Below are 22,252 nucleotides of genomic sequence, written 5' to 3'. Positions count from 1 at the left end.
AGAGTTGGTGTCAAGTTCAGCTATGGATTAAGGAAGAGACGAGTCGGGAGAGATCATCGCTGAGTGCTCGGTCTTCAACAAGCTGGGCTGACGAGTTGCGCACGAAACGATGTATCTGCAAGGTTTTTTCGCCGCAAATCTGTTCGGGTTTGAGGTCAACGGCTTGTGCGGCGGCGAGGAATTCACAAGCTACAATCTGCCGCCAGAGATCAATCATGTCGGCGCATTTTGAAACGGCCAGTACCGATTGGGTAGCGTGATCCTCCACACCCTCCGAAACCGGCAGGAAATCGAGCATGACCGGGTTGGCTTTATGGCGAATGGCGGCCAATAATGCGACGACAGTTTTTTGCAGCGGCACGAAACCGGCTGAAGCTCCGCCCACAGCGCTGAGATATTTTGGAAGTCCGTTGCGCGATGAGCCAGTCAATTGAATAAACCGTGCAGCGCTGGCAGCGGCGACTTGTGCTATTGCAAGGCCCAAAGTCTCGAAAGCCAGTGCCAATGCGGGTGTGTGAAAATTGCCGGTTGAAAGCACCCGCTCTTCATCGATGACCACGAGCGGATTATCTGCCGCTGCATTCAGTTCGATTTCAACTGAGTGCTTTGCTCCTTCCAGCGCCGTCGACAATGCTCCATGGATTGAAGGAATGCAGCGCAGGCTTAAGGGATCCTGTATGGCAGGGCTGGTCGTATGTAATGCCGAACCATCAAGCAAGGCCGTCAGTTGTTCTGCTTCTTCGATTTGACCGCAGGCAGCCCGTGCACGTTGCAACGCCGGTGCGAGAATAAGTGGATTGCCACCCAAGCCTTCAAAACTCAAGGCAGCTGCCTGACGCTGAAAATCAAAAAGCGCCAATGCATCAAAGACAACAAGTGCGCCCTGCCCGACCGATACGGCTGAAGCATTAAGGAGCGAAAGCCCATCTTTTGGACCAAGCTGCGACGGGAGGAGACCGGCCAATTCAAGTGCAGACGCAGATGGGTAAACCTGCCCCTGATACTCTGCGTTTCCCTCACCTATCATGCCCTGGGCAAGTGCTGATAACAGCACCAGATCCCCTGCGCCAATCGATCCAATTGAGGGCATTACGGGGTGAACCTGTTTATTCAGCAGAGCGAGCAGATCTGTAAATACGGCAGGCGAAATGCCTGAACCTCCCGCGGCCAGCATGGAAAGTCGTGTGGCCATAACCGCCCGCGTTAGTTCGCGGGACAAGGGCGTGCCCGCTCCCATACCGCGACCACGCACCAATTGCTGTTGAAATCCGGTTATATCGCTGCTGACGGGTGTTCTGAGATTAGCGCCGAGACCGGTGTTCAATCCATAAATCTGCTGCCCGGATGCGGCTGCCATATCGAGTATAGCGCGCGCTTTTTCCAGCCGTTCATATACCTCCGATGCAATTTCCACGAACGCATCGTTGCGGGCTATAGCTGCAATATCTGTAATGTTGACGGGGCCGTTACCAAAGACGATATTCATGCAAACCGCAATCGCTGGCCAATATTGGCTGTCTTGGCCTTTTCCAACATGGCATGGCCGAGTGCGATATCGCTAAGTGACAAGCCTCGGTGCCAGAACAGAATCGTTTCTCCATCGTCTTCCCGGCCGGATTTATGCCCGGCAACGATCTGTCCAAGTTCAGCGTGCAGAGTTTTTTCAGAAAGTTTTCCAGCTTCAACATGAGCCCGCAGCGAGCCGAATTTGCCGGCTTTGCACTGACCCCAATCATCAACGACCAGCTTATCCATTATATCTGTCAACGACAGTTCGACGGCACTCATCGTGCCATAGGGCACTACAAACGCTCCTGGCTTGACCCATTCGGTTTTCAGCATCGGCTCGGGAGATGGCAGACGCGAAGCTTCGACAATGATATCGGCGCCCTCAACACAGCTGCGCCAGTCATCGGTCACCACGATTTTCTTCCCGAGATCGTTCGACAACTTTTCCGCAAAAGTTTCCCGGCTTTCCGGGCGGCGCGAATGGACCCTGATCTCATCAAAATCATAGAGATGATTGAGCAGACGCACATTCCAGTAGGCCGTGCCGCGTGCGCCAATGTGCCCGAGAATTTTCGAGTTCTTTCGCGCCAGATGCTTGGCACCCAGTGCCGTAATTGCACCTGTTCGCATGTCGGTAATTGCCGTGGCATCGATAATGGCAAGCGGAACGCCGGTGCGAGGATCGAACAGATTAAGCACACCGAATTCCGAAGGATAGTTCCGCTTATAATTATCAACAAAGTCGCCAACGATCTTGACGCCGGCTAAATTCAAAGGTGCAACATACCCCCGTAACACATTGAAGTGACCATTAAAACTCGCATCCGGCTCGAGATGGACGCGCGGTTCGATAACAGTCTGATTGTTGCCTTGAGCAGTGAGAGATTTCTCGATGGCGCCCAGAATTTCAGCATCGGTAAGTGCCAGTGAGTCGATATCAAACGCGTTCAGATAATCGATGTAGACTGGTTTCATGTTTGTTTTTTTGGTCACACTGCACGCTCCGGAATACTGAGCCCGAGATTCTCACGTAGTGTCTTTCCTTCATATTCTGTACGAAAGAGACCACGTCGGCGAAGCTCGGGTAAAACCAAATCAATAAAATCCTTCAGCGCACCAGGGAAGTATGCGCCCATGATATTAAAGCCATCGGCAGCCTTGGCACGAAAGCGCTCCTCCAACCTATCAGCGATCTGCATGGGCGTCCCAATCAACTGCCAATGACCGCGTGCGCCCGCGAATTTGCGGGCTGATTGCCGGATATTGAGGTTCTCCCGCCTTGCCTGATCGACAATCAACTGCTGACGACTCTGTATTCCGTCGGTCGCAGGCATTTCTGGCAAAGGTCCGTCGAGTGGGTATTGCGACAAATCTTTAATGCTCAGATAGCTGGCCAGCAGTGCGACGCCGACCTCATCTGGAATGAGGTCCTGCAGGGCCTCATATTTCGCCCTCGCCTCGCTCTCCGAATTCGCGACTATTGGAGAAACACCGGGAAGGATTTTGAGGTCGTCGGGCTTTCGACCGAACGCCGGCATCCGGGATTTAAGATCAGCGTAATAGGCCTGCGCTTCTTCGATCGTTTGCGCGGCAGTGAATACCACATCTGCTGTGCGCGCTGCCAGATTCTTACCCGCCTCCGATGCGCCAGCCTGTACCATAACCGGGCGTCCCTGCGGTGAGCGCTGGCTGTCCAAAATACCAGTTAGGGTGAAATGTTTGCCGTGATGGTCCACCGGATGAAGTTTAGCTGGATCGGCATAAACTCCGTCGCTGATGGTGTGTGCATCACTATCCACACCGTCCCACAACGCTGCTGCAGCACCGGCAAATTCTTCTGCCCTTTCATAGCGCTGCGCATGGGGCCTCAATCCGCTGGAAACAAAGTTTTCAGCTTCAAGTTCACTGGCAGACGTGACTAGGTTCCAGCCTGAGCGCCCGCCACTCAATTGATCTAGCGAAGCGAAGGCGCGTGCCAGACCGTAAGGCTCATTGTAGGTTGTCGATGCGGTGGCAACCAGCCCGACATGGGATGTATTGACCGCCAATGCAGCCAAAAGCGACAGCGGTTCGAACATTGTCGAGCGTGCCGCCTGACTTGCGAGATTAGGATCTCGCTCACGTATTGCCGCTGCATCCTCTACGAATACCATGTCAAATTTTGCAGCCTCTGCCATGCGCGCCAATTCGATGAAGTGGTCGATATTGACTCCCGCATTGGCGATTGCATCCGGATGCCGCCAGGCTGCGATGTGATGCCCTCCCGCCATCAGAAAGGCACCAAGTTTCATCTGTCCTGAATTCGTACCAGTCATGATGCTTGCTCCGTCATAGCAGTTGCCGGATGGGCAGGTCTTGGCAAACTCAGATGCTCGCGCAAAGTTTGTCCAGCATATTCTGAACGAAAAATGCGGCGTTTCTGGAGTTCGGGCACGACACTTTCAATGAATGGATCGCGGCCATTGGGCAGAAAGGGGGAAAGGCTGATGAAGCCATCGACCAGTTCGCTCCACTTTTCCAATTGGTCAGCAATTGCCTGTGCAGTTCCGACCAATTCGATGCCGGAAGTTTGTTCGTTGACCTCGATCAAACCACAGAGCTCCTGCCGAAGCTTGTTTGCCTCATTCTCGGTCTCGCCAATATAGGGGACGATATTGACAAGGATTTTGATGTCGCTTCGTTTGCGTCCGGTTCGATCAAGGGCTTCGTGAAAGTTGGTGAGCGTCGATTTCAACTCTTCCGGACTACTTACATCCAGGAAAATCACTTCTGCCTTTTGCGCGGCAAGCTCTAGTGTCTGCGACCGTAACAGCGTAGCGACTACCGGTTTTGCCTGCGGTGATCGATTGACGTTGAGCGGGCCGCGAACCGTGAAATTTTCACCGACGTGGTTCAACACATGCATTTTCTGGGGCAGGAAAAACCGCCCCTTGTTCTTATCATAGACAAAAGCGTCGTCTTCCCAACTGTCCCACAATCTGCTTACGACGTCGATGTACTCGGCAGCTTTTGCCGAAGCTGATGCTGCGATATAATTCCACCCGGTGCGACCGTGACTGATCGTATCAAGTGAAGCAAATCGTCGCGCCAGATTATATGGCTCATGCTGATCCATAGCTGCACTGGCTATCAACCCGATTTTGCCTGCCATGGTCGCCAAAGCCGCAATCAGTGTCGTGGGTTCAAACGGAACGGTTTGGGCTGACAGGTTTTTAACTGGCCTATGGCCAAAATTGTCTGCAAAAAGAACAAAATCCAGTTTTGCATCCTGCGCCCGCTTCACCTGTTCCGAAATTCGATCGAACCGAAGCGCATTTACCGATCCATTTTTTTGCCATGCAGCAAGATGATGGCCGAACGGCGTAATGGAGGTTCCAAGATGCATCTTCGCGCTCCCTGCGCCGTCAAACTGAAAAGATGGCGTCGCGGCTAAGTTTACCCGTCACGGTGCCATGTTCGTCTATCACTGCAAGAACGTCGCTATTGGCGGCAACCATCAGTGCCAGCGCATCGCGTAGATTACTTGTTTGCCTGACGCTCCTTGCATTGTTTGACGGTGCGTCGCCATTCATGGCATCTGCGACAGTAAACAGGCTAAGCCGCTTGATCGCTCTGTCTATACCGACGAAATTTTCGACAAAAGCGTCTGCTGGATGTGACAGCACAGCGTCTGGCGTATCATATTGAACGATCTTGCCATCTTTCATGATGGCGATGCGATCGCCTAGCCGGATCGCTTCGTCAAGATCATGCGTCACAAGTACGACCGTCTTTTTCACCCGCTGCAATATCTGGCGAAACTCGGCTTGCAGCCTTGTGCGAGCAATCGGGTCAATCGCCCCGAAAGGTTCGTCCATCAGCAGGACGGGAGGATCGGCAGCTAGAGCGCGCGCCACACCGATACGCTGACGTTGTCCGCCGGAAAGTTGGCGTGGATAGCGCTTTAGCATTTCGTTAGGATCGAGACCGACCAGATGAAGCAGTTCTTCTGTGCGGCTTTTGATCCTAGCGTCTTCCCAGCCAAGCAATTTGGGCACCGCCGCAATATTTTGCGCTATGGTCATGTGCGGAAACAGGCCGACCTGCTGAATCACATATCCAATATGCCTGCGCAGTTGTACGGGATCAACCTTGGTCACATCCTCGCCGTTGACGATGATCTTGCCTTCGGTCGGATCAATGAGGCGATTGATCATCCGCATTGTCGTCGTCTTGCCGCAACCTGATGGTCCGATAAGCGCAGTGGTTGTGCCCTCGGGCACAGCAATTGATAGATCGTCAACCGAGGCAGGCCCGCCATCGGTGTAGCGTTTGGTGACGTGTTCCATGTTAATCATGCGGCCGATCTTTCTGAAAAGAAAACTTTCTCGGCAAGGCCAAGGATGAACTCGGTGCCAAGTGCCAAAAGTGCGATTGGAATCGCTCCGACGAGCAGCCGCGACATATCCATCATGCTGATACCAACAGCGATAAAATCGCCAAGGCCACCTCCGCCAATGAATGGCGCGAGTGTTGCTCCTGCCAGCACCTGAACGGCAGCAGTACGTGCTCCAGCAAACATGGCTGGCGCCGCAAGCGGAATACGGATTTTCCGCAGAACCTGCCCGCGGCTCATGCCCATCCCGATTGCAGCTTCGATCGCATCCGGATCGACATCCCGTAATCCGATAAAGGCATTGAGCAGAATTGGCGGAAGGGCAAGTACCGTCAGTGCGACAATGGAAGGCAAAAGCCCGATACCCAGCAAAGGCATCATGATCGCAAGAATGGCAAGGCTCGGCACCGTGCGCAGAGCGTTGACGATATTGATTACGCTGAAGGCGAGATTACTGCGGTTGATAATCAGGATCGCCAACGGAAGCCCAATAGCGAGCGCAATTGCAAGAGAAACACCCGACATAACGAGGTGGCGACCCAGCGCCTGATAAAACTCAGGCTGATGTTCGATTATCCAGGTAAAGGCAGTGCTTAACATGCTGTCACCGCCCTCTTGCCATCAGTTTTTCGGCCTGGCTGAGGACTACATCGAAAAACGTAGCCATCAGAGCGGTCAGTATGCCACCAACGAGAATTTTCTCGGTGTATTCCTGATCTATTCCCGTGAGAATGATAGTGCCGAGACCTCCGCCATCAATGAATGCGGCAACAGTCGCGATTCCTATCACTGTTACAAGCGCAATACGAATGCCGGAAATTATAAGCGGCATTGCAAGGGGCAACTCGATCTGAACCAACCGCTGCCACGCGCTGTATCCCATACCATCTGCGGCATCCAGTACGTCGGCGGGAACACCACGTAAGCCCGTCACGACATTGCGCAACAGGATGAGCAAACAATAAGATGATAGACCGACCAGTGCCGGTTTTGTGCCAAGCCCCAACCACGGTATGAGCAAGGCAAACAGGGCAAGGCTCGGAATGACAAAGATAATACCGGTAATCGTCAGCACGACCGCATAAAGTTTTTGCCGGCGCGCGCAGATGACGCCGAGTACCAGCGCGATTATCAGTCCGATGAGAACCGCAGAAACGGACAGGAACAGATGCTGCCAGGTTGCGGTCAGTATTTCAGGAATGTTTTTAGGAGCCCAATTCAAAGGTGTTTCCTGTATTGCCGGTTCTGCAATGAACCAGCGGAGATGCAATCATCTCCGCTGGTTCCTATCGCATGGTCGCTGCAGCTTTTGGTTCCTTTTAGGCCAATCAGATACCTTTTTCCTTCAGGAATTCGGCTGCTACTTCCTTCGGTTCCTTTTTGTCACGCTCTACCGCTGCGTTCAGTGCGCGCATGTTTTCATTGTTAAGGAGCGGGCTGATCTTGTTCAGCACTTCAGCAATCTTTGGATTCTTGGCCAAAGTATCCTGCCGAACGACCGGCACCAGATAGTAGGGAGGGAAAAGATGTTTGTCGTCATCGAGCACGACAAGCTTGCTGTCGGCGATCTGCCAGTCGGTGCTGAATCCATAGGAAACATCGATATCACCGCTCGTAAGTGCGCTGTAGCGGATACCGAGCTTGGCGAAGATGCGGAAGTCCTTGAACTGAATGCCGTAAGTTTGCTTCAGGCCTGGCAATCCATCCTTGCGCTCGCCGAAACCACCCTCTGCGCCGAATGACAAATCTTTGGACGCCGGACCGAGATCAGTCAGCGTCTTGAGCTTGTATTTCTCGGCAGTTTCAGGAAGCGTGATAATCGCATAGCCATTGTTGATCTGCGTGGGATCGAGAAGCGTCAGCTGCAGGTTTTTCTCGTAGTAGTCTTTGACTTCCTTGTAGATTTTATCGGCGGTCCCCGACAAATCCCCTTTAACAACTGAAGCCAGAGCCGTGCCGGTATATTCCGGATATAGATCGATTTCACCGCTGGTCAGCGCTGAATGAGCAATCAACGTAGCGCCGAGGTTCAACCTGCGCTCCACCGTGAGCCCCGCCTTTTCCAAAGCCTGCGCGTAGATTTCGGCAACGACGAATTGTTCCGTGAAATTTTTGCTGCCAATCTTAACCGTTTGGGCAAAACCAGAAGTCGCTCCAGCGAGCGTTATAAGAGCGCCCAGACCAAGCGCAGCGATGCTTTTCAAGATCATGATTTTTCCCAAGAGCTTCGTAAGATCTCGACGTATCTTACTGGTTTAACTGATTATTTTTCATGCTATCAATCTTATCGACTAGTTTCGTAGAATGGTTTCCCATTTTCGCCCCTATAAGTAGAAATTATTTACTAGTGGATTGCAACCGTCGTTCAGACCATTGCTGTCATGTTGCGGCAACAGGATCGACCTGCCGATCTCGCGTTAACCCTTCACTGCGCCGGCGGTCAGACCCGATACAATTTTGCGTTGGAAAATCAGAACCAGAATGAGAAGCGGAAGCGTAACCGTTACAGAAGCCGCCATTATCTGACCGAACGGATATTCGTAACGGCTGCTACCGGTAAGCAGACCCATAGCGACAGGGACCGTGCGGTTCTCATCGGTGAGAATGAACGTCAAGGCAAACAGAAACTCATTCCACGAAAGAATAAAGGCAAGCAAGCCTGTGCTGGCAATGGCCGGCCCCATAAGTGGTAGGAGGACATGGGTGAGTATCCTCAGACGGGAGCATCCGTCAATTAGCGCAGCCTCCTCAAGTTCTTGCGGCAGATCTCGAATGAAACTTGTCAGAACCCACGTCGTAAATGGCAACACCAACAAGAGATAGGAGAAGACAAGTGCCGTCGGTCGATTGTAAAGACCGAGCCATCCGATAACCTCGAACATTCCGGACAAGACAACAACCTGCGGGAAAACTGAAATCATCAGCACGCAGATCAGAATGATACGGGAAAACCGAAAACTCATCCGCCCCAATGCATATGCCGCCAGGATACTGATGGCTAGAGAGATCACGCTGCTGGTAAAGGCGACAAAAGCTGAGTTGACGATTGCACCAATAAAGATCGGGTTGTGATAAAGGGTGATGTAGTTACTGAAATCCAGCGAGGGCAGCAAACTGAAAGAATAAAGATCTTCGCGCGATTTTGTAGAGGAAATAATAGCCCAATAATAAGGGAATAACATGTAAACGAGCACCAGCGCCACACCCGCATAAAGCCCGGCACGTTTGGCAATGCGTAATTTTCGATAGGTGCTGTTGGAATAATGTCTTAAACCTTCCGTCATCGGTCAACCCGTATTCCGGTCGAGTCTGAGAATGCTCACCATAGCGATCGCAATCAGCCCTATTATAAGAAACACCCAAGTTGAAGCGGCGGAACCTACACCCAGGTCCTGAAAGCTGATCAGTTGATCCCGCGCATAGATTGACATTGTCATCGCCTTCTCATTGTTGGCGGCAAGGACATAACTCAGATCAAACATCCGCAGCGCATCGAGTGTCCGGAAAAGAACGGCTACTCCAATGGCGGGTGTCGCCAACGGCAAGGTGATCGACCACAGACGCTTCCATGCAGGCACTCCGGAAACCTCAGCCGCCTCGTAGATTTCTTCCGGTATCAACTGTAAACCAGCAAGAATAAGCAGAACCATGAAGGGCGTCGTAACCCATACGTCGATGAAGATAACCGTGCCGAGGATAAGGGACGGATCAGCTGTCCATGCGACGCCCTTTTCAAGGAAGCCTAGCCAGATCAAGCCCTTGTTGACAAGGCCAAATTGATCATTGAACATCCACTCCCAAATCTTCGCGGATACGACCATCGGCATGGCCCATGGAACCAATATAGCGGCCCGCACCAGCCCGCGCCCGACGAAGGCGCGATGCAACAGCAAGGCGATCGCAAAACCAAGCAGGGTCTCCAACGCCACGGAGACAAAAGTGAAAACAAGCGTATTGCGTACGGCACCCCAGAAAATGGAGTCTTCCCAAACGGTAATAAAGTTCTGAAAGCCGACAAAGCTATAATCTGCAGGATTATCGAGAAAGGCATCGGTGAAAGAGAAATACATGTTCCGTGCCAGCGGCCATGCGGCAACAGCTGTAAGTACCAACAGAAGTGGCAGGAGAAAAAACCAGGCTGTGGTTGTTTCCCTGTTTTTCATTGGCTTATTCCAACTGCTGGCTTCAGAACTAGGCCAACGTCGAGACACCGGTCTTTATCATCGAAAAGATAGATATCCTCGGGGTTCCATCTCAAGCCAACCTTCGACCCTGAAGCATATACCGGAATTGCCCCTCCGGAGCGTACGGTCCAGATCGTGTCATCGCTCAAGCGGATATAAGCGATCTGCTCATAACCAAGGTCTTCGACACGTTCAAAGACACCCTTTATGCAAAGGCCTGCGTCTGCGGAGATTATTTCCAATGATTCGGGGCGAAGTCCTAGTGTCACTGGTTTTTTTGCATCTAACAGATCCAGTTTCAGCTCGAAGCCGTCAGGGCCGGTGATCACGCCCTGCGTTTCACTTTTGACAGACGCAAAGTTCATGCGAGGGCTACCAAGGAAACCTGCAACGAACTTGTTTGCCGGATGATCATAGAGCTGACGGGGCGTTCCTACCTGTTCAATGCGCCCATGATTGAGGATGACGATCCGATCGGCGAGCGTCATGGCCTCAGTCTGATCATGTGTAACATAAATCATCGTGGCACTGACTTCGGCATGCAACTTGGCGATTTCGAAACGCATCTCCATTCGCAAGTCAGCATCAAGATTGGAAAGGGGCTCATCAAAGAGGAATAGTTTCGGCTGACTGACCAGAGCCCGCCCTATCGCAACGCGCTGGCGCTGCCCGCCCGAAAGCTGCTTTGGCTTACGGTCGAGCAGATGGTCGATTTTCAACATATCGGCGACCTTGGCCAACCGCCGACCAATCTCGACCTTGGTCATTCGCGCTGTTTCCAGGGCGAAACTGATGTTACGGGCCACATTCATGTGAGGATAGAGGGCATAGGACTGAAAAACGAACGCAACGCCGCGTTTTGACGCCGGTACGTCCGTAACTTCTTCTCCATCGATAGAGACAGTCCCTTGTGAGACAGGAACCAACCCGGCAATGACACGCAGCAAAGTTGATTTGCCGCAGCCTGATGGCCCCACGAAGACCACGAATTCTCCATCTTCAATGTCGAGGTCGATCGACCGGAGCACATCAAAAGCTCCAAAGCTCTTGCTGACTTCTTTCAGTGTGACGGAGGCCATTACGTTGCCCTTGCCTTAACCTGTGACTTGCAATGCGTGAGCTTTGGTGAAGGAGAAGCCGCCTGCGGGCGTTATCCGCAGGCGGTTGTGCTTCAGTTGGCTTTTACGTCGCGCTTCAGCTTCTTTTCAAGCTGCACAACTTCCTCTGCCACATCGCCGGTCCCGGAGATTATGTCATGGACCGCGCGATAGAAGGTGCGCGAAACCCGATTATAATTCTTCCCGGTCGCCGCAGATGGCCGAGCAACGGATTCTTCGAAAGCCGCTTTCGCCATGGGCAGGAACGGTATTTTCGCGAGGACGTCAGCGTCGGTGTAGAGTGCTTCAACCGTAGGGTTGTATCCGCCCTTTATTGCTCGCATTTTCTGGTCCTCAAGACCGACCATATACCTCAAGAGTTCTGCAGCTTTTTCTTGCTTGGCCGAATATTTCGACACGGCCAGATAGGCTGTACCAAGAGCACCGCTTGATTTTTGCCCATTTGCACCGATTGGCAATGCTGAGACGCCAACCTTATCAACCAGCTTGCCGCCCTGCGCCTGAGATGTCCCCCAGACATAAGGCCAATTGCGGTGGAAGACGGCATTGCCACTTTCGAAAAGCGCGCGGGAGCTCTCTTCATCATAGTTCAAGACACCCTTTGGGGAGATCGTATCAATCCAGCCCCGAGCCCGAGTGAGTGCGGCAACGGTTGCTGGATTGTTGATTGTCACCTCTCCTTTGTCGGAAAGAATGGTACCGCCACCGCCTGCAGCGATCCATTCGACGGCGTCACAGGTAAGCCCCTCATAGCTGCGGCCCTGCCAGGCGTAACCCCACATATCGGCATTGCCAGCCTTGCGCTCACTGTCCTGAATTTCCTTGGCGGTTGCTGTTAGCTCATCCCAAGTCTTCGGTGCCTGCTTGCCATATTTTTCCAGCAGATCCTTTCGATAGAACATCAGTCCGGTATCAATGTAGAAGGGCATTGCGACAAGCTTGTTGTCGATACGGGCCGCATCTGTCGCCGATGCAAAATGGGCCTTTACCTCTGCCTCGGGAACAAGCGAGACAAGGTCCGAGAAGTGATCCTTCATCATGCCCAACCAAATCACATCCACATAGAGCAGATCGACATCAGACGATTTGGAAGCGAATAATTGCTGATAGATAGGAATGGCGTCATCGAGATTTTGCGGTGTGCGATTGATCTTGACCTCATTACCCGAGGATTTTGCCCATTTTTGAGCCCCTTCTTCGCAAAGCTCATAATCCGTGGCCGAGCAGAACATCGATATTGTTTCTGCCTTAGCTGGCAGCGCCACCGCAACTGTCATAAAAGCGAGGCTTGCAAGCAGTTTATGTTTGTATCCCATGATCGTTCCCTATTTTTCTTGATTGATTGGAGTCATCAGCCGGTGGCGCTGCGCCGCCGGTATCGGCCAAGATCGGAAAGATAAGGCAGGTTCCTGCCACCATATCCGGTTACTGCTAGAGAGCCGCAAATCACCGCCACTTCCAGCGCCGAGATAAAGTCCGGCTCGTGCAGCAGACCGTGAACAAACCCTGCGTTGAAAGAGTCCCCGGCTCCAGTCGTGTCGAAAACATCGACCGACAAAGCAGGAAGTCGGTAGACACGACCATTATCGCTGGCGATAACACCTTCCGCTCCACGCTTGATCACGACGGTGCTGCAGTATCGGGTAAGAACGCCGAGCGCGATTTCGACGTCGGTTTCGCCGGTCAGCGCCTTGGCTTCTGTTTCGTTGGGCAGGAACACATCGATCTGTCGCAAAGCGTCAGTCAGGCCAGGCTCCGACAAATCCATATCTATGTGCTGGCAGTCCGAACAGATTCTTATGCCGAGATTACGAGCCGCATTGATAAGTGCCTTGCGCTCATTATCAAGCGAGAAGCCCTGCAGCAGAAGTACGTTTGGCCGGATTCGTTCAAGATCAGCCGGTGTCGGGCTGGGATCACGGTCTTCGCTGTAACTGATGAATCCGCGATCATCGGTAAACGAAAAAGCCGAACTCAGCCGCCGCCAAGGCTTGTCCAGTTGGATAAATAAGCCATCGTCAATACTCTCTTTTCGAGCCTCTTCCATGATCATACGACTGAAGATGTCATTACCGAAAGCACACCACCATCCGGCATTTGTCCCAAGACGCGTCAGTGCCAAGGCTGTTGAAAATGCTGCACCCGGCACCCAATCAAATTCCTGAGCCCAAAGATCCGCACCCATTCGAGGGATATCCGGCAGGCCACGGAAAACAAGATCGAAATAATATTCGCCAACGACCATCACTTCGTAGCTTGATCGTGTGGTTTTCGTCATTTCCATACTCCTGCATATGGCGCATGAGCGGCAAGGTATTCGTCGACCAATGGAACTGCACGCGAATAGGACAGCACAAGCGGATGGGCCATCAAAGCTTCAACGGCAACATCGCGGCTTCGCTCGCGAATTGCCTTTACAGCCAGACGTTCATAGTGCTTGACGCTTTGAACAAGCTGAAATTGTGAATCCGGCATCTTGCCGATATGCAAAGGGCGAATTCCCTCCTTGTCAACGACGCAGCTTACTTCGACAACATCGTCGGAGCGCAGACCGTCTATTGATCCCTCATTGCGGACGTTGAGGCCGCTGTAGCAAGGCTTTCCTGTTTGCAGCGCATCCACAAGATTAAGCGCAACTCCAGCGTAACCCTCGCCTTCTTCCGAATTGCCCTCATGGCTGCCGGTATCGATCAGGCTATCAGCTTCTTCCATGGTTGGAGCATCTTCGAGCGCATAATGCATATAGGTTGAGCTACGACGGCGCTCATAGGCGTAATAGCGGTTCAGTGCCTCCAGCGCATTCTTCTCAAGGTCGATTGAGCCAAGCGTCTCGATCAACGTCCGGTTAAGGTCTTTGACTTCCTCGCCGCGGGTACGGACATCGGATTTCAACGCCGCCACGGCTTTTTCGGCGTAGTAATAGTAGTAGAGATATTCATTGATCCAGTTTCGCTGCCGGCGGATAATCTTTGGATCAAACATCCGCTGCGACGTCGCCTTTAAAAACCGCTCGTCATCCAGCAAGGCCTGCAGAACCTCTTGCCCGTTAATGGTTGCGCTTCGCGTAAACGAGAGATGATTGAGGCCTGCCACTTCTGCGTGCACATCGTTTTGTGGAACCTTGAACCACTTCGCCAAGGCTTCCTGCGCGCCGTTGGCGCCATCACAAATGCCGACCGTGCGATGAAAGCCTTCATCCTGAAGTGCTTGCGCAACAAGACCAGCCGGATTTGTGAAATTAAAGAGCCAGGCATCCGGACTGACTTTCTTTAAAAGCCTCGCATATTCCAAAATTACCGGAATGCTGCGCAGAGCCATGGCGAATCCGCCTGGCCCGGTTGTTTCCTGTCCCAGTACGCCGTGTGAGAGGGCAATCCGCTCATCCTTGATCCGGCCTTCTTCGTCGCCAGGGCGAACGGTCGTAACAACATAATCTGCACCCTCCAGCGCTTTTTCAGCACTGGTGGTCAGGGAGATTTTCACGGGGGATTGGTTCCGACGACCCAATTCCTGACTGATACGCCCGAACAGTTCGAGCTTCTTCTCGTTGATATCCAGCAGGCAAATTTCCTTCAGCCCGCTCTGTTCTGCCCGGCGAAGCGCCGACCCAACAAACAATGGCGCTCTCACTCCGCCGCCGCCAACCAAAGTCAACTTCATGAATTGCTCCAATGCTCATGCTGTGCTATTGCTACTGGTCATAACCAGTTATGTCAACACAGTCGAAACATCTTGTATTCAATACCTCGACAACAGGCGTAGCAATCTGCCAGATAGCTCAGACACCAAAAAGCAGGTGAAGATTCGAGATGAGTGAAACACACCGGAGTGGCCGAATAAATCCGGTCGATCGAAACCACCCCGACCCACTCTACGTCCAACTACGGACTGTCCTCAAAAATATGATCGACAGCGGAAAACTCTCGGTCAACGACAAACTGCCGTCCGAGCGCGAACTTGTGGCATTGTACGGAGTGAGCAGGATTACCGTTCGGCAAGCAGTCAAGGATCTCGAGAACCTCGGCTTTCTGCAAACTCGCGCAGGCAAGGGTATTTACGTCACCGAGCCCCGACCGACTTATGAAATTGAGATCGTACGGAGCTTCACCGAAACGGCCGAGGCTAATAATCGTAAGCCTGGCATGAAATTGCTCGCCGCAGACATTATTCGAGCCGACGCAGATATTACGCGTCCGCTTGGGCTTCCTTCAGGTTCAAATGTTGTTTTCATCGAGCGGCTGCGCTTCCTTGATGATTTGCCGGTTGTCGTTCAGCGCGACTGGTTTGCTGAGGTACTGACACCAGGCATTCTGGATATAGACTGGAACACCGGAAACAGGTCGCTCTATGCCGAGTTCAAAGAACGCTATGGTGTCATTCCCGCCCGTGGCCAATCAACGCTGAGTGCCCGGCTTGCGACAGAATCAGAGGCCGGGTTTCTGCAACTTGATCTTCCTGCGGCTGTGCTTACTCTCGATCAAATTGCCTATGATAGCGAATATCGCCCGGTGAATGTCAGTTCGATGGCATATCACCCTGTCCGTTACCCGTTGTCATTGACGCAATCTCGCAGGCGCAGCTGATGCCCAACCGCGCGCTTCTACCAAGGTATTGCCGATGACTGTTTCTCAAGGACCCTGGCTGATTGTTGGTCAGGAATTAACAGAAGCCTTATCGAAGATAGACGCAAACGCCTTTGACCGCCTGGCACAGGTTTTCGCAAATTCCGAACGCCGCTGGTTCTTTGCCGGACAAGGTCGCTCCGGTTTGTCTGCGCAAATGGCTGCAATGCGCTTCATGCATATCGGGCGCAAGGTTCACTTTGTGGGTGAAGCAACCGCGCCCTCAATCCGAAAAACTGACGGACTTCTGATTCTATCGGCGTCAGGCGAGACACCCGTCGGTTTGAGTTTTGCCCGGATAGCCAAGTCCGAGGGAGCAACCGTTGTTGCACTCACGGGGAAAATGGGCAGTCCACTAGCTGAGATTGCTGATGTCATATTGCACGTACCTGTAGACGTGACTGCGCAGTTTGGCGGAAGCCTTTTCGAACAATGCAGCCTGATCATTCTCGATGGCCTAATATTGGGCATGACAGTTGGAATACCGGACGCGCATAAAGCCATGCAGTACCGCCATACAAATCTGCAATAGAGCATCCCTTCAGAAGGTACGGATTATTCACCTAACGTCCGGCAGATAATTAATTGCAGTCAGTCCCGGCTGACAAATTTGTTGAACCGGCTCTGAGCGCCATCGTCGGTCTCTTCCGGATGAAGAAATGCCAATTTGCTATTATCAAAAATCTCGAAAAATTCCGCCCTTTCCCTGGGTCCAGACAATGGAGAGCCCGCCATTGCGCGCTTCTGCCCACTTGCGAATTTTATCGTGATTGGTTGTGGTGTTCGAATTGGCCATCGAAATCTTCTGTCTCCGTGACCATGCTGAATAAAGCGAAATGCCACAGACCGAGGTGGTTCCAAAAAACGATAAATCTCCTCACTAAGTGATAAGCCAGAATACGAAAGCCTTATTCCATCCTGATATTATACAGGAACTACCGACGCCGAGCTCTGGCGGCTATCTTTCGTTGGCTCTATCCGAAACCATACTGCGTATAGAGCTGGAAGGAAGAGGAGGATCATCACGGTTCCCGCTGCCGTTCCGCCAATCAACGTGTACGCCATCGATCCCCAGAACACAGAATGAGTTAAGGGTATGAAGGCGAGAATGGCAGCCAGTGCAGTGAGGATGACCGGACGTGTCCGTTGTACTGTCGCTTCAATGACCGCTTTATAATCGTTGAGACCGGCTGCCTGATTTTCCTTGATTTGTTCTGTCAGGATCAACGTGTTGCGCATGAGGATGCCTGCCAATCCTATCAACCCGAGAATGGCGTTGAAGCCGAAAGGCTGATTGAAGACGAGCAGCGTCGGGACCACCCCGGCAAGTCCGAGGGGTGCGGTCAACATGACCATCGTCATCGTTGACAAACTGCGAACCTGGAGAATGATGACGATCAACATGGCTGCAATCATAACCGGAAAGATCTTGACGAGTGCGACATTGGCCTTGAGGGATTCTTCTATATTGCCGCCCATCTCAATCCTGTACCCAAGGGGAAGCGATGCAATGAGCGGCTGTAGTGCCGTCATGACCTGTTGGGAGACCTCCGGGGGTTGTGTGGCCTCGTTGATGTCTGAGCGTATCGTGATCACAGGGGTGCGGTCGCGTCGTTTCAGGATCGGCTCCTCAAACCGGATTTCAGAACGGCCGATCTGATCAAGGGGGACCTGACGGCCATCCCTGCTCATCAGCGAAAAGTCGGAAAGCCGTGATGGATCAAGACGGTTCTCGCCTGCGCTTCGGGCTACGACCGGCACGTTGCGGATATTGTCGCGCACCTGTGTGACAGGGATGCCGCTGAGCAGCAACTGCATCTGCTGGGCTGCCTCGGAGGGTGAGAGACCGATCAGATTGAGTCGATCCTGGTCGGGAACGAACCGCAGCACCGGCGTGCGGTTGCCCCAATCCCGATTGGCCTGGCGGACATCTGGAACACTTTTCATGATAGCAAGAGCCTGCTGGGAGATTTTGTAAAGTTCATCCGGATCCGATCCCATGATCCGAAACTCGACCGGAAATGGCGTGTAGGGCCCAAAGACAAGTTGCGTCACGCGCACAGATGCCTCTGGGACAAGTCCCTCGGAAATGGCGAGGCGCAAGCGATGCTTCAAATCCTCACGCGCATGCGCATCGGGCGTCAGCACAACGATCTTGGCGAAGGCAGGATCGGGCAATTCCGGCGCCATGGCAAAGAAGAAGCGCGGCGCTCCCTGCCCTACATAGCTGGTGACGATTTTTGTTTCCGGCTGCGTTTGCAGCCAGCCTTCGACTTTCTCCACTGCGGCTGTCGTGGTCTCGATGCTTGTACCCTCGGGCATACGAACTTCGACCAGCACTTCGGGTCGATCCGATGTCGGGAAGAACTGCTGTTTCACGCCTCCCATCCCGACGACGGAGATAGCCATTGTGATGCCGACCACGGCGCAGGTCATGAATTTATGGCGAACCGCAAACTCGATGAGGGAGCGCAGGCGACGGTAGTTTGGCGTGTCATAGATTGCGTGCGGTCCGCCTTCTACAGGCTTGATGTCGGGCAGCATCTTGACGCCGAGATAGGGCGTAAAGATCACTGCTACAAACCATGAAACGATCAGCGCAAAGCCCACGACCCAGAATATGTTACCGGCATATTCTCCTGCAGTCGATCTTGCAAAGCCTACTGGCATCAGCCCGATGATTGTGACGAGTGTGCCGGAAAGCATCGGCGCTGCCGTATGGCTCCAGGCATAAGCGGCCGCCTTGATACGGTCCATGCCCTCCTCCATCTTCACCACCATCACTTCAATGGCAATGATGGCGTCGTCCACGAGGAGGCCCAGCGCAAGGATCAATGCGCCGAGCGTGATACGATCGAAGAACCGGCCGGTTTCCAGCATGATGAGAAAAACGACGGCGAGCGTCAGCGGCACGGCAAGTGCGACAACGATGCCGACGCGCCAGCCGAGGGCAACCAGGCTCACAAACAGCACGACGCCAAGCGCCATTGCGAACTTGAGCATGAATTCGCCAACCGCCTCTTCGATATTGACAGCCTGATCGCTGACTTTGGTAAGCGTCATGCCCAGCGGCAGTGTCTGCGCAATCGCGGCGGATCGCGCTTCAAGCGCCTTGCCGAGATCAAGACCATTCCAGCCCTGTTGCATCACGGCGCCCAGCATGATTGTCGGCTCGCCCTCATGGCGGATGATGTAGGTCGCCGGATCCTCATACCCGCGCCGAATATCCGCCAAGTCGGAAAGTTTTAGAGTGCGCCCAGCCGCTACGATCGGCGTATCAGCAATCGCCTGCACGCTGTTATAGGCTCCGTCGAAACGGATGAACACCTGCGGCCCACGCGTGTCGATGGAGCCAGCTGGCGTGACCGTATTCTGTCTTTGCAAAGCTGCGGCGATATCGGTTGCCGATATTCCAAGTGTCGCGAGCTTGGCATAAGAAAATTCGACGAATATCTGTTCGGGGCGCTCCCCGATGATGTTGATTTTCTTGACGCCCGGAACGTGCAGGAGATCTTGACGGATGACCTCAGCCTGTCGCACGAGGTCCCGCATAGGCATCCCCTTCGCCTTCAATGCATAAAGACCGAAGCTCACGTCGGAATATTCATCATTGACGAACGGGCCCATCACGCCCGGAGGCAGATTGCGGGCTTCGTCGCTGAGCTTCTTGCGCGCCTGATAGAACTCTTCTTCGACGGCGGCCGGCGGCATGCTATCCTTCAAGGTCACGGTGAGGAAGGCGTAGCCAGGCCGTGTCGTCGTCTCGACACGGTCATACCAGGTCAGTTCCTGGATGCGCTTTTCCAGTGGTTCAGCGACAAGATCCTGCATCTCGCGCGCCGTCGCGCCCGGCCAGACGGAAGTGACCGTCAGGGTCTTGATGGTAAAGGAAGGATCCTCGGCGCGTCCCAGCTTGACAAAGGCGTACGCCCCCGCCGCAGCCAATAGAACGATAAAGAATAAGGTGATGGCACGTTCGCGAACGGCAAGAGCTGACAGGTTGAAGCTCATTGTTTTGTCACCTCTTGCTGCGGGGCAATTCTAACGGCTGCGCCATTTTCCAGGAGATGCGCGCCAAGAGCGACAACCCTCTGGCCAATGTTGACACCGGTGATAAATGCTATCTCCTCACTGATCCGTTTAATTTCGACTGGTGTAAACGTCACAGTGGACGTAGCACCGCTGACAACCCAAACACCTGTCCGGCTACCGTCGTCCAGGATGGCGCCTACCGGAACAGCGACCTCCAACTGCCTGTGCGCGTCCAGGATTTTAATCGTCACCGTCGAGCCGAGCGGGGCAGAGGCGGCGGCACCATCGAGGACGTAACGCGCCTCGTAGGTACGGGTCTGCGGATCGGCAGCATCGGAGATCTGTCGCAAGCGCGCCTTTCCGCTGATACCGTCGGCTCCATAGACACTGGCCTCAGCTTGGGATCCTATGTCGGGCCGCAGCGTCTCAGGTAGCCAGACAACGGCTTCACGCGGGCCAGCCTGCGCGAGTTGAACGACCGTCTGGCCCGCGGCCACGACCTGTCCTGGATCTCCAAGCGTCTCGACGACAGTGCCATCTGCATCTGCAAGTAGAACGCTATAGGTGGCTGCATTTTCTGCGACACTGGCGTCAGCTTCAGCGGCCGCAAGCTGCGCCGAGGCCGTGTCGAGCGCTGCTTTCGCTTGTTCATAACGTTGTGGGGTGGCAGCCAGTCCATTTTTCACCAACGCCGCATAGCGTTTCTCATCTGCTTGTACTTGGATCAGGACAGCCCGCGCCGCGATGACCGTATTGCGCTTGGCCGTAAGGGCGAGTTGGAGATCTGTTTCATCTATGCGCATCAGAGCCTGACCTGCCCGAACCTGCTGACCCACATCAACCATCCGCTGGACGATCTTGCCCGGCACCCGGAAACCAAGATTGCTTTGCACCCGTGACGCGACTGTGCCGGTAAACGACCGCTCTGCCGATGCAGTCTTCTTCGCCTCTGTCACCCTTACGAGCGGTGCAACCGTCCTCGGATCCGCGGCATCGGCTTTCCGTTCAGTGGTTTCGGACATTAAGATAAAAGCAGCGACCGCCACCGTTCCCAGAAGACCTACAGATATCAGGACATATTTGCGTTTCATTTTACATTCTCGGTTTGGCGAGCGATCCGTACAATTTAGATTGCGACCTAAATCTAAATATGCCATAGATGTCAAACGAAATCTAATCGGAGGCGAATATGAGAGTGAGCCGCGCACAGGCAGAGGAAAACCGAGAAACGGTGATCAACGTTGCCAGCCGCCTCTTTCGAGAGCGTGGCTTTGATGGAATCGGCTTGAAGGATCTGATGAAGGGCGCCGGTCTGACGCAAGGTGGATTCTATAAGCAATTCTCGTCCAAGGAACACCTTGCTGCTCTGGCATCCAGCCGCGCCATGGAAAGTGCGACGCGCAGATGGTCGACAGCTGCCGCGACAAGCTCCGATCCCCTGGAGGCGGTGATGTCGTTCTATCTTTCAATGGGGCATCGCGGGGAAATGGCAGATGGCTGCCCATTGGTGGCGCTGGGATCTGATGCGGTGCGCCAGAGTGACGAAGTGAGACACCCATTTGAAGAGGGAGTAGCGGCTCACTTTGAGGTGCTGGATGAACTGATGAACGAAGCCAAGAGCTCCAACCCCAGCGCCAAGGCGATGACAATACTTTCGCTTATGGTTGGTGCCGTCACGCTTTCCCGTATCATGGGGGACAAGAGTTTGGCAGAAGGTATTCTTGATGCAGCGGCTGAGGAAGTCAGGCGCATTGCGCACCGTGAAGATGTCGTCTGACAGATGCCGCTGGCTTGTTAAGCTCGCCATTGATAAGATTCAAACCAGCAAACAGCACTATCGCTCATCAATGCTTTCGGAGCCCTTGACCACTCCAGTGGATTGATCGAGGTGGTTTCGCCGGAAATATCATTCAAGATCGGTAGATGCGATAGCGATACACGTCGCGAATGTGCTGGTTGAAGAAACGTCCTTTGGAAAAGGCATGGCGAAAATCGTCATATATTCCAGGCGGCACATCCATATAGTCGTACCGATTTCTGCTTGTCACAAACCATATTGACAATATCCGTGCCGCTTCATCATAGCTGGTATTTCGGATCAACGTAGAAGGCATTTTATCCCTCACCAACCTCCACTACCGGAGCTCTCTGACGGCCCGAACCATAACCTGTCGGTAGGGAAATGGTTCCCGCATCCGAGCCTGTAAAGCCGGTCGCGATGCAGCGACGGAACAAAGACGGCTGTCACATGCTGAAGCCACAACAATTGCGGCCTATTGCGCAACCGATGTTGCGGGGCACAGGAAAAAGTCTGCCATTCACGTCCGACTGGTTGGGCGTCTCGGCAACGGAGCTTCAACGATTCTACAATTGCTGAGACCGATTGAAGATGACGAGGATCGACAGATCGCC

At 53.4% G+C, this 22,252-nt stretch carries 20 protein-coding genes; 3 read left to right on the top strand and 17 right to left on the bottom strand.

The features are described 5' to 3' along the window. Window positions 1-16 precede the first annotated feature (16 nt). The 14 genes from V9K92_RS03630 to V9K92_RS03565 all read right to left on the bottom strand — a co-directional run bounded on the left by V9K92_RS03630 (window position 17) and on the right by V9K92_RS03565 (window position 14,846). Window positions 17-1,486, bottom strand: a complete 1,470-nt coding sequence (locus V9K92_RS03630; protein ID WP_337353294.1) for an HAL/PAL/TAL family ammonia-lyase — start codon at window positions 1,484-1,486, stop codon at window positions 17-19. Then, window positions 1,483-2,484 carry an ornithine cyclodeaminase family protein gene (locus V9K92_RS03625; protein WP_337353498.1) on the bottom strand — a complete coding sequence of 334 codons (1,002 nt, stop codon included), beginning with the start codon at window positions 2,482-2,484 and terminating at the stop codon, window positions 1,483-1,485. The genes V9K92_RS03630 and V9K92_RS03625 overlap by 4 nt, the downstream gene beginning before the upstream one ends. 14 nt (window positions 2,485-2,498) lie before the next feature. Then, the gene (locus tag V9K92_RS03620) at window positions 2,499-3,824 is read right to left on the bottom strand and encodes an LLM class flavin-dependent oxidoreductase (protein WP_337353293.1); all 1,326 of its coding nucleotides are present in this window, start codon (window positions 3,822-3,824) and stop codon (window positions 2,499-2,501) included. Then, a complete protein-coding gene (locus V9K92_RS03615) occupies window positions 3,821-4,894 on the bottom strand; it encodes an LLM class flavin-dependent oxidoreductase (protein ID WP_336441791.1) in 1,074 nt (357 codons plus the stop codon). Before V9K92_RS03615 ends, V9K92_RS03620 begins: the two co-directional genes overlap by 4 nt. 19 nt (window positions 4,895-4,913) lie before the next feature. Next, a complete protein-coding gene (locus V9K92_RS03610; RefSeq protein ID WP_115055621.1) occupies window positions 4,914-5,846 on the bottom strand; it encodes an ABC transporter ATP-binding protein in 933 nt (310 codons plus the stop codon). Beyond that, window positions 5,843-6,484, bottom strand: a complete 642-nt coding sequence (locus tag V9K92_RS03605; protein WP_307276764.1) for an ABC transporter permease — start codon at window positions 6,482-6,484, stop codon at window positions 5,843-5,845. The genes V9K92_RS03610 and V9K92_RS03605 overlap by 4 nt, the downstream gene beginning before the upstream one ends. A gap of 4 nt (window positions 6,485-6,488) precedes the next feature. Further along, complete coding sequence (locus V9K92_RS03600) at window positions 6,489-7,106, bottom strand: ABC transporter permease subunit (RefSeq protein ID WP_115055778.1); 618 nt, start codon at window positions 7,104-7,106, stop codon at window positions 6,489-6,491. 106 nt (window positions 7,107-7,212) lie between these two features. Beyond that, window positions 7,213-8,094 carry a glycine betaine ABC transporter substrate-binding protein gene (locus tag V9K92_RS03595; protein ID WP_337353292.1) on the bottom strand — a complete coding sequence of 294 codons (882 nt, stop codon included), beginning with the start codon at window positions 8,092-8,094 and terminating at the stop codon, window positions 7,213-7,215. A 207-nt stretch (window positions 8,095-8,301) separates the two neighbouring features. Then, window positions 8,302-9,168, bottom strand: coding sequence for a carbohydrate ABC transporter permease (locus V9K92_RS03590; protein ID WP_336441788.1), 867 nt, complete (start codon window positions 9,166-9,168; stop codon window positions 8,302-8,304). 3 nt (window positions 9,169-9,171) lie between these two features. After that, complete coding sequence (locus tag V9K92_RS03585; protein ID WP_337353291.1) at window positions 9,172-10,047, bottom strand: carbohydrate ABC transporter permease; 876 nt, start codon at window positions 10,045-10,047, stop codon at window positions 9,172-9,174. Further along, a complete protein-coding gene (locus V9K92_RS03580) occupies window positions 10,044-11,147 on the bottom strand; it encodes an ABC transporter ATP-binding protein (RefSeq protein WP_337353290.1) in 1,104 nt (367 codons plus the stop codon). Before V9K92_RS03580 ends, V9K92_RS03585 begins: the two co-directional genes overlap by 4 nt. A 92-nt stretch (window positions 11,148-11,239) precedes the next feature. After that, the gene (locus V9K92_RS03575) at window positions 11,240-12,502 is read right to left on the bottom strand and encodes an ABC transporter substrate-binding protein (RefSeq protein WP_337353289.1); all 1,263 of its coding nucleotides are present in this window, start codon (window positions 12,500-12,502) and stop codon (window positions 11,240-11,242) included. A 35-nt stretch (window positions 12,503-12,537) separates the two neighbouring features. After that, window positions 12,538-13,464: a carbohydrate kinase family protein gene (locus V9K92_RS03570; protein WP_337353288.1), complete on the bottom strand. Its 927-nt coding sequence runs from the start codon at window positions 13,462-13,464 to the stop codon at window positions 12,538-12,540. Then, window positions 13,461-14,846 carry a family 4 glycosyl hydrolase gene (locus V9K92_RS03565; RefSeq protein WP_337353287.1) on the bottom strand — a complete coding sequence of 462 codons (1,386 nt, stop codon included), beginning with the start codon at window positions 14,844-14,846 and terminating at the stop codon, window positions 13,461-13,463. The genes V9K92_RS03570 and V9K92_RS03565 overlap by 4 nt, the downstream gene beginning before the upstream one ends. A gap of 149 nt (window positions 14,847-14,995) precedes the next feature. Between V9K92_RS03565 and V9K92_RS03560 the strand changes: the two genes are divergently transcribed. Continuing rightward, window positions 14,996-15,769 carry a GntR family transcriptional regulator gene (locus V9K92_RS03560; protein ID WP_337353286.1) on the top strand — a complete coding sequence of 258 codons (774 nt, stop codon included), beginning with the start codon at window positions 14,996-14,998 and terminating at the stop codon, window positions 15,767-15,769. A gap of 34 nt (window positions 15,770-15,803) precedes the next feature. Beyond that, window positions 15,804-16,340: an SIS domain-containing protein gene (locus V9K92_RS03555; protein WP_337353285.1), complete on the top strand. Its 537-nt coding sequence runs from the start codon at window positions 15,804-15,806 to the stop codon at window positions 16,338-16,340. 392 nt (window positions 16,341-16,732) lie between these two features. On the opposite strand, the gene V9K92_RS03545 is transcribed toward V9K92_RS03555, so the two are convergent. Then, entirely contained in the window at window positions 16,733-19,819 is a 3,087-nt protein-coding gene (locus V9K92_RS03545; RefSeq protein WP_337353284.1) for an efflux RND transporter permease subunit, read from the bottom strand. Next, window positions 19,816-20,931: an efflux RND transporter periplasmic adaptor subunit gene (locus tag V9K92_RS03540; protein WP_337353283.1), complete on the bottom strand. Its 1,116-nt coding sequence runs from the start codon at window positions 20,929-20,931 to the stop codon at window positions 19,816-19,818. Before V9K92_RS03540 ends, V9K92_RS03545 begins: the two co-directional genes overlap by 4 nt. A gap of 98 nt (window positions 20,932-21,029) precedes the next feature. Between V9K92_RS03540 and V9K92_RS03535 the strand changes: the two genes are divergently transcribed. Next, a complete protein-coding gene (locus V9K92_RS03535; RefSeq protein ID WP_307276696.1) occupies window positions 21,030-21,617 on the top strand; it encodes a TetR/AcrR family transcriptional regulator in 588 nt (195 codons plus the stop codon). 133 nt (window positions 21,618-21,750) lie between these two features. Here the strand turns inward: V9K92_RS03535 and V9K92_RS03530 are convergent, their stop codons facing one another. Further along, window positions 21,751-21,954: a KTSC domain-containing protein gene (locus V9K92_RS03530; RefSeq protein ID WP_307276693.1), complete on the bottom strand. Its 204-nt coding sequence runs from the start codon at window positions 21,952-21,954 to the stop codon at window positions 21,751-21,753. Between the last annotated feature and the right edge of the window lie 298 nt (window positions 21,955-22,252).

Origin of the sequence: Phyllobacterium sp. CCNWLW109 (assembly GCF_037203905.1) — a bacterium.
GTDB classification, from domain to species: domain Bacteria; phylum Pseudomonadota; class Alphaproteobacteria; order Rhizobiales; family Rhizobiaceae; genus Phyllobacterium; species Phyllobacterium ifriqiyense.
Note: the sequence above shows the minus strand (reverse complement) of the source record. Positions and strands in the feature narration are given on the sequence as shown.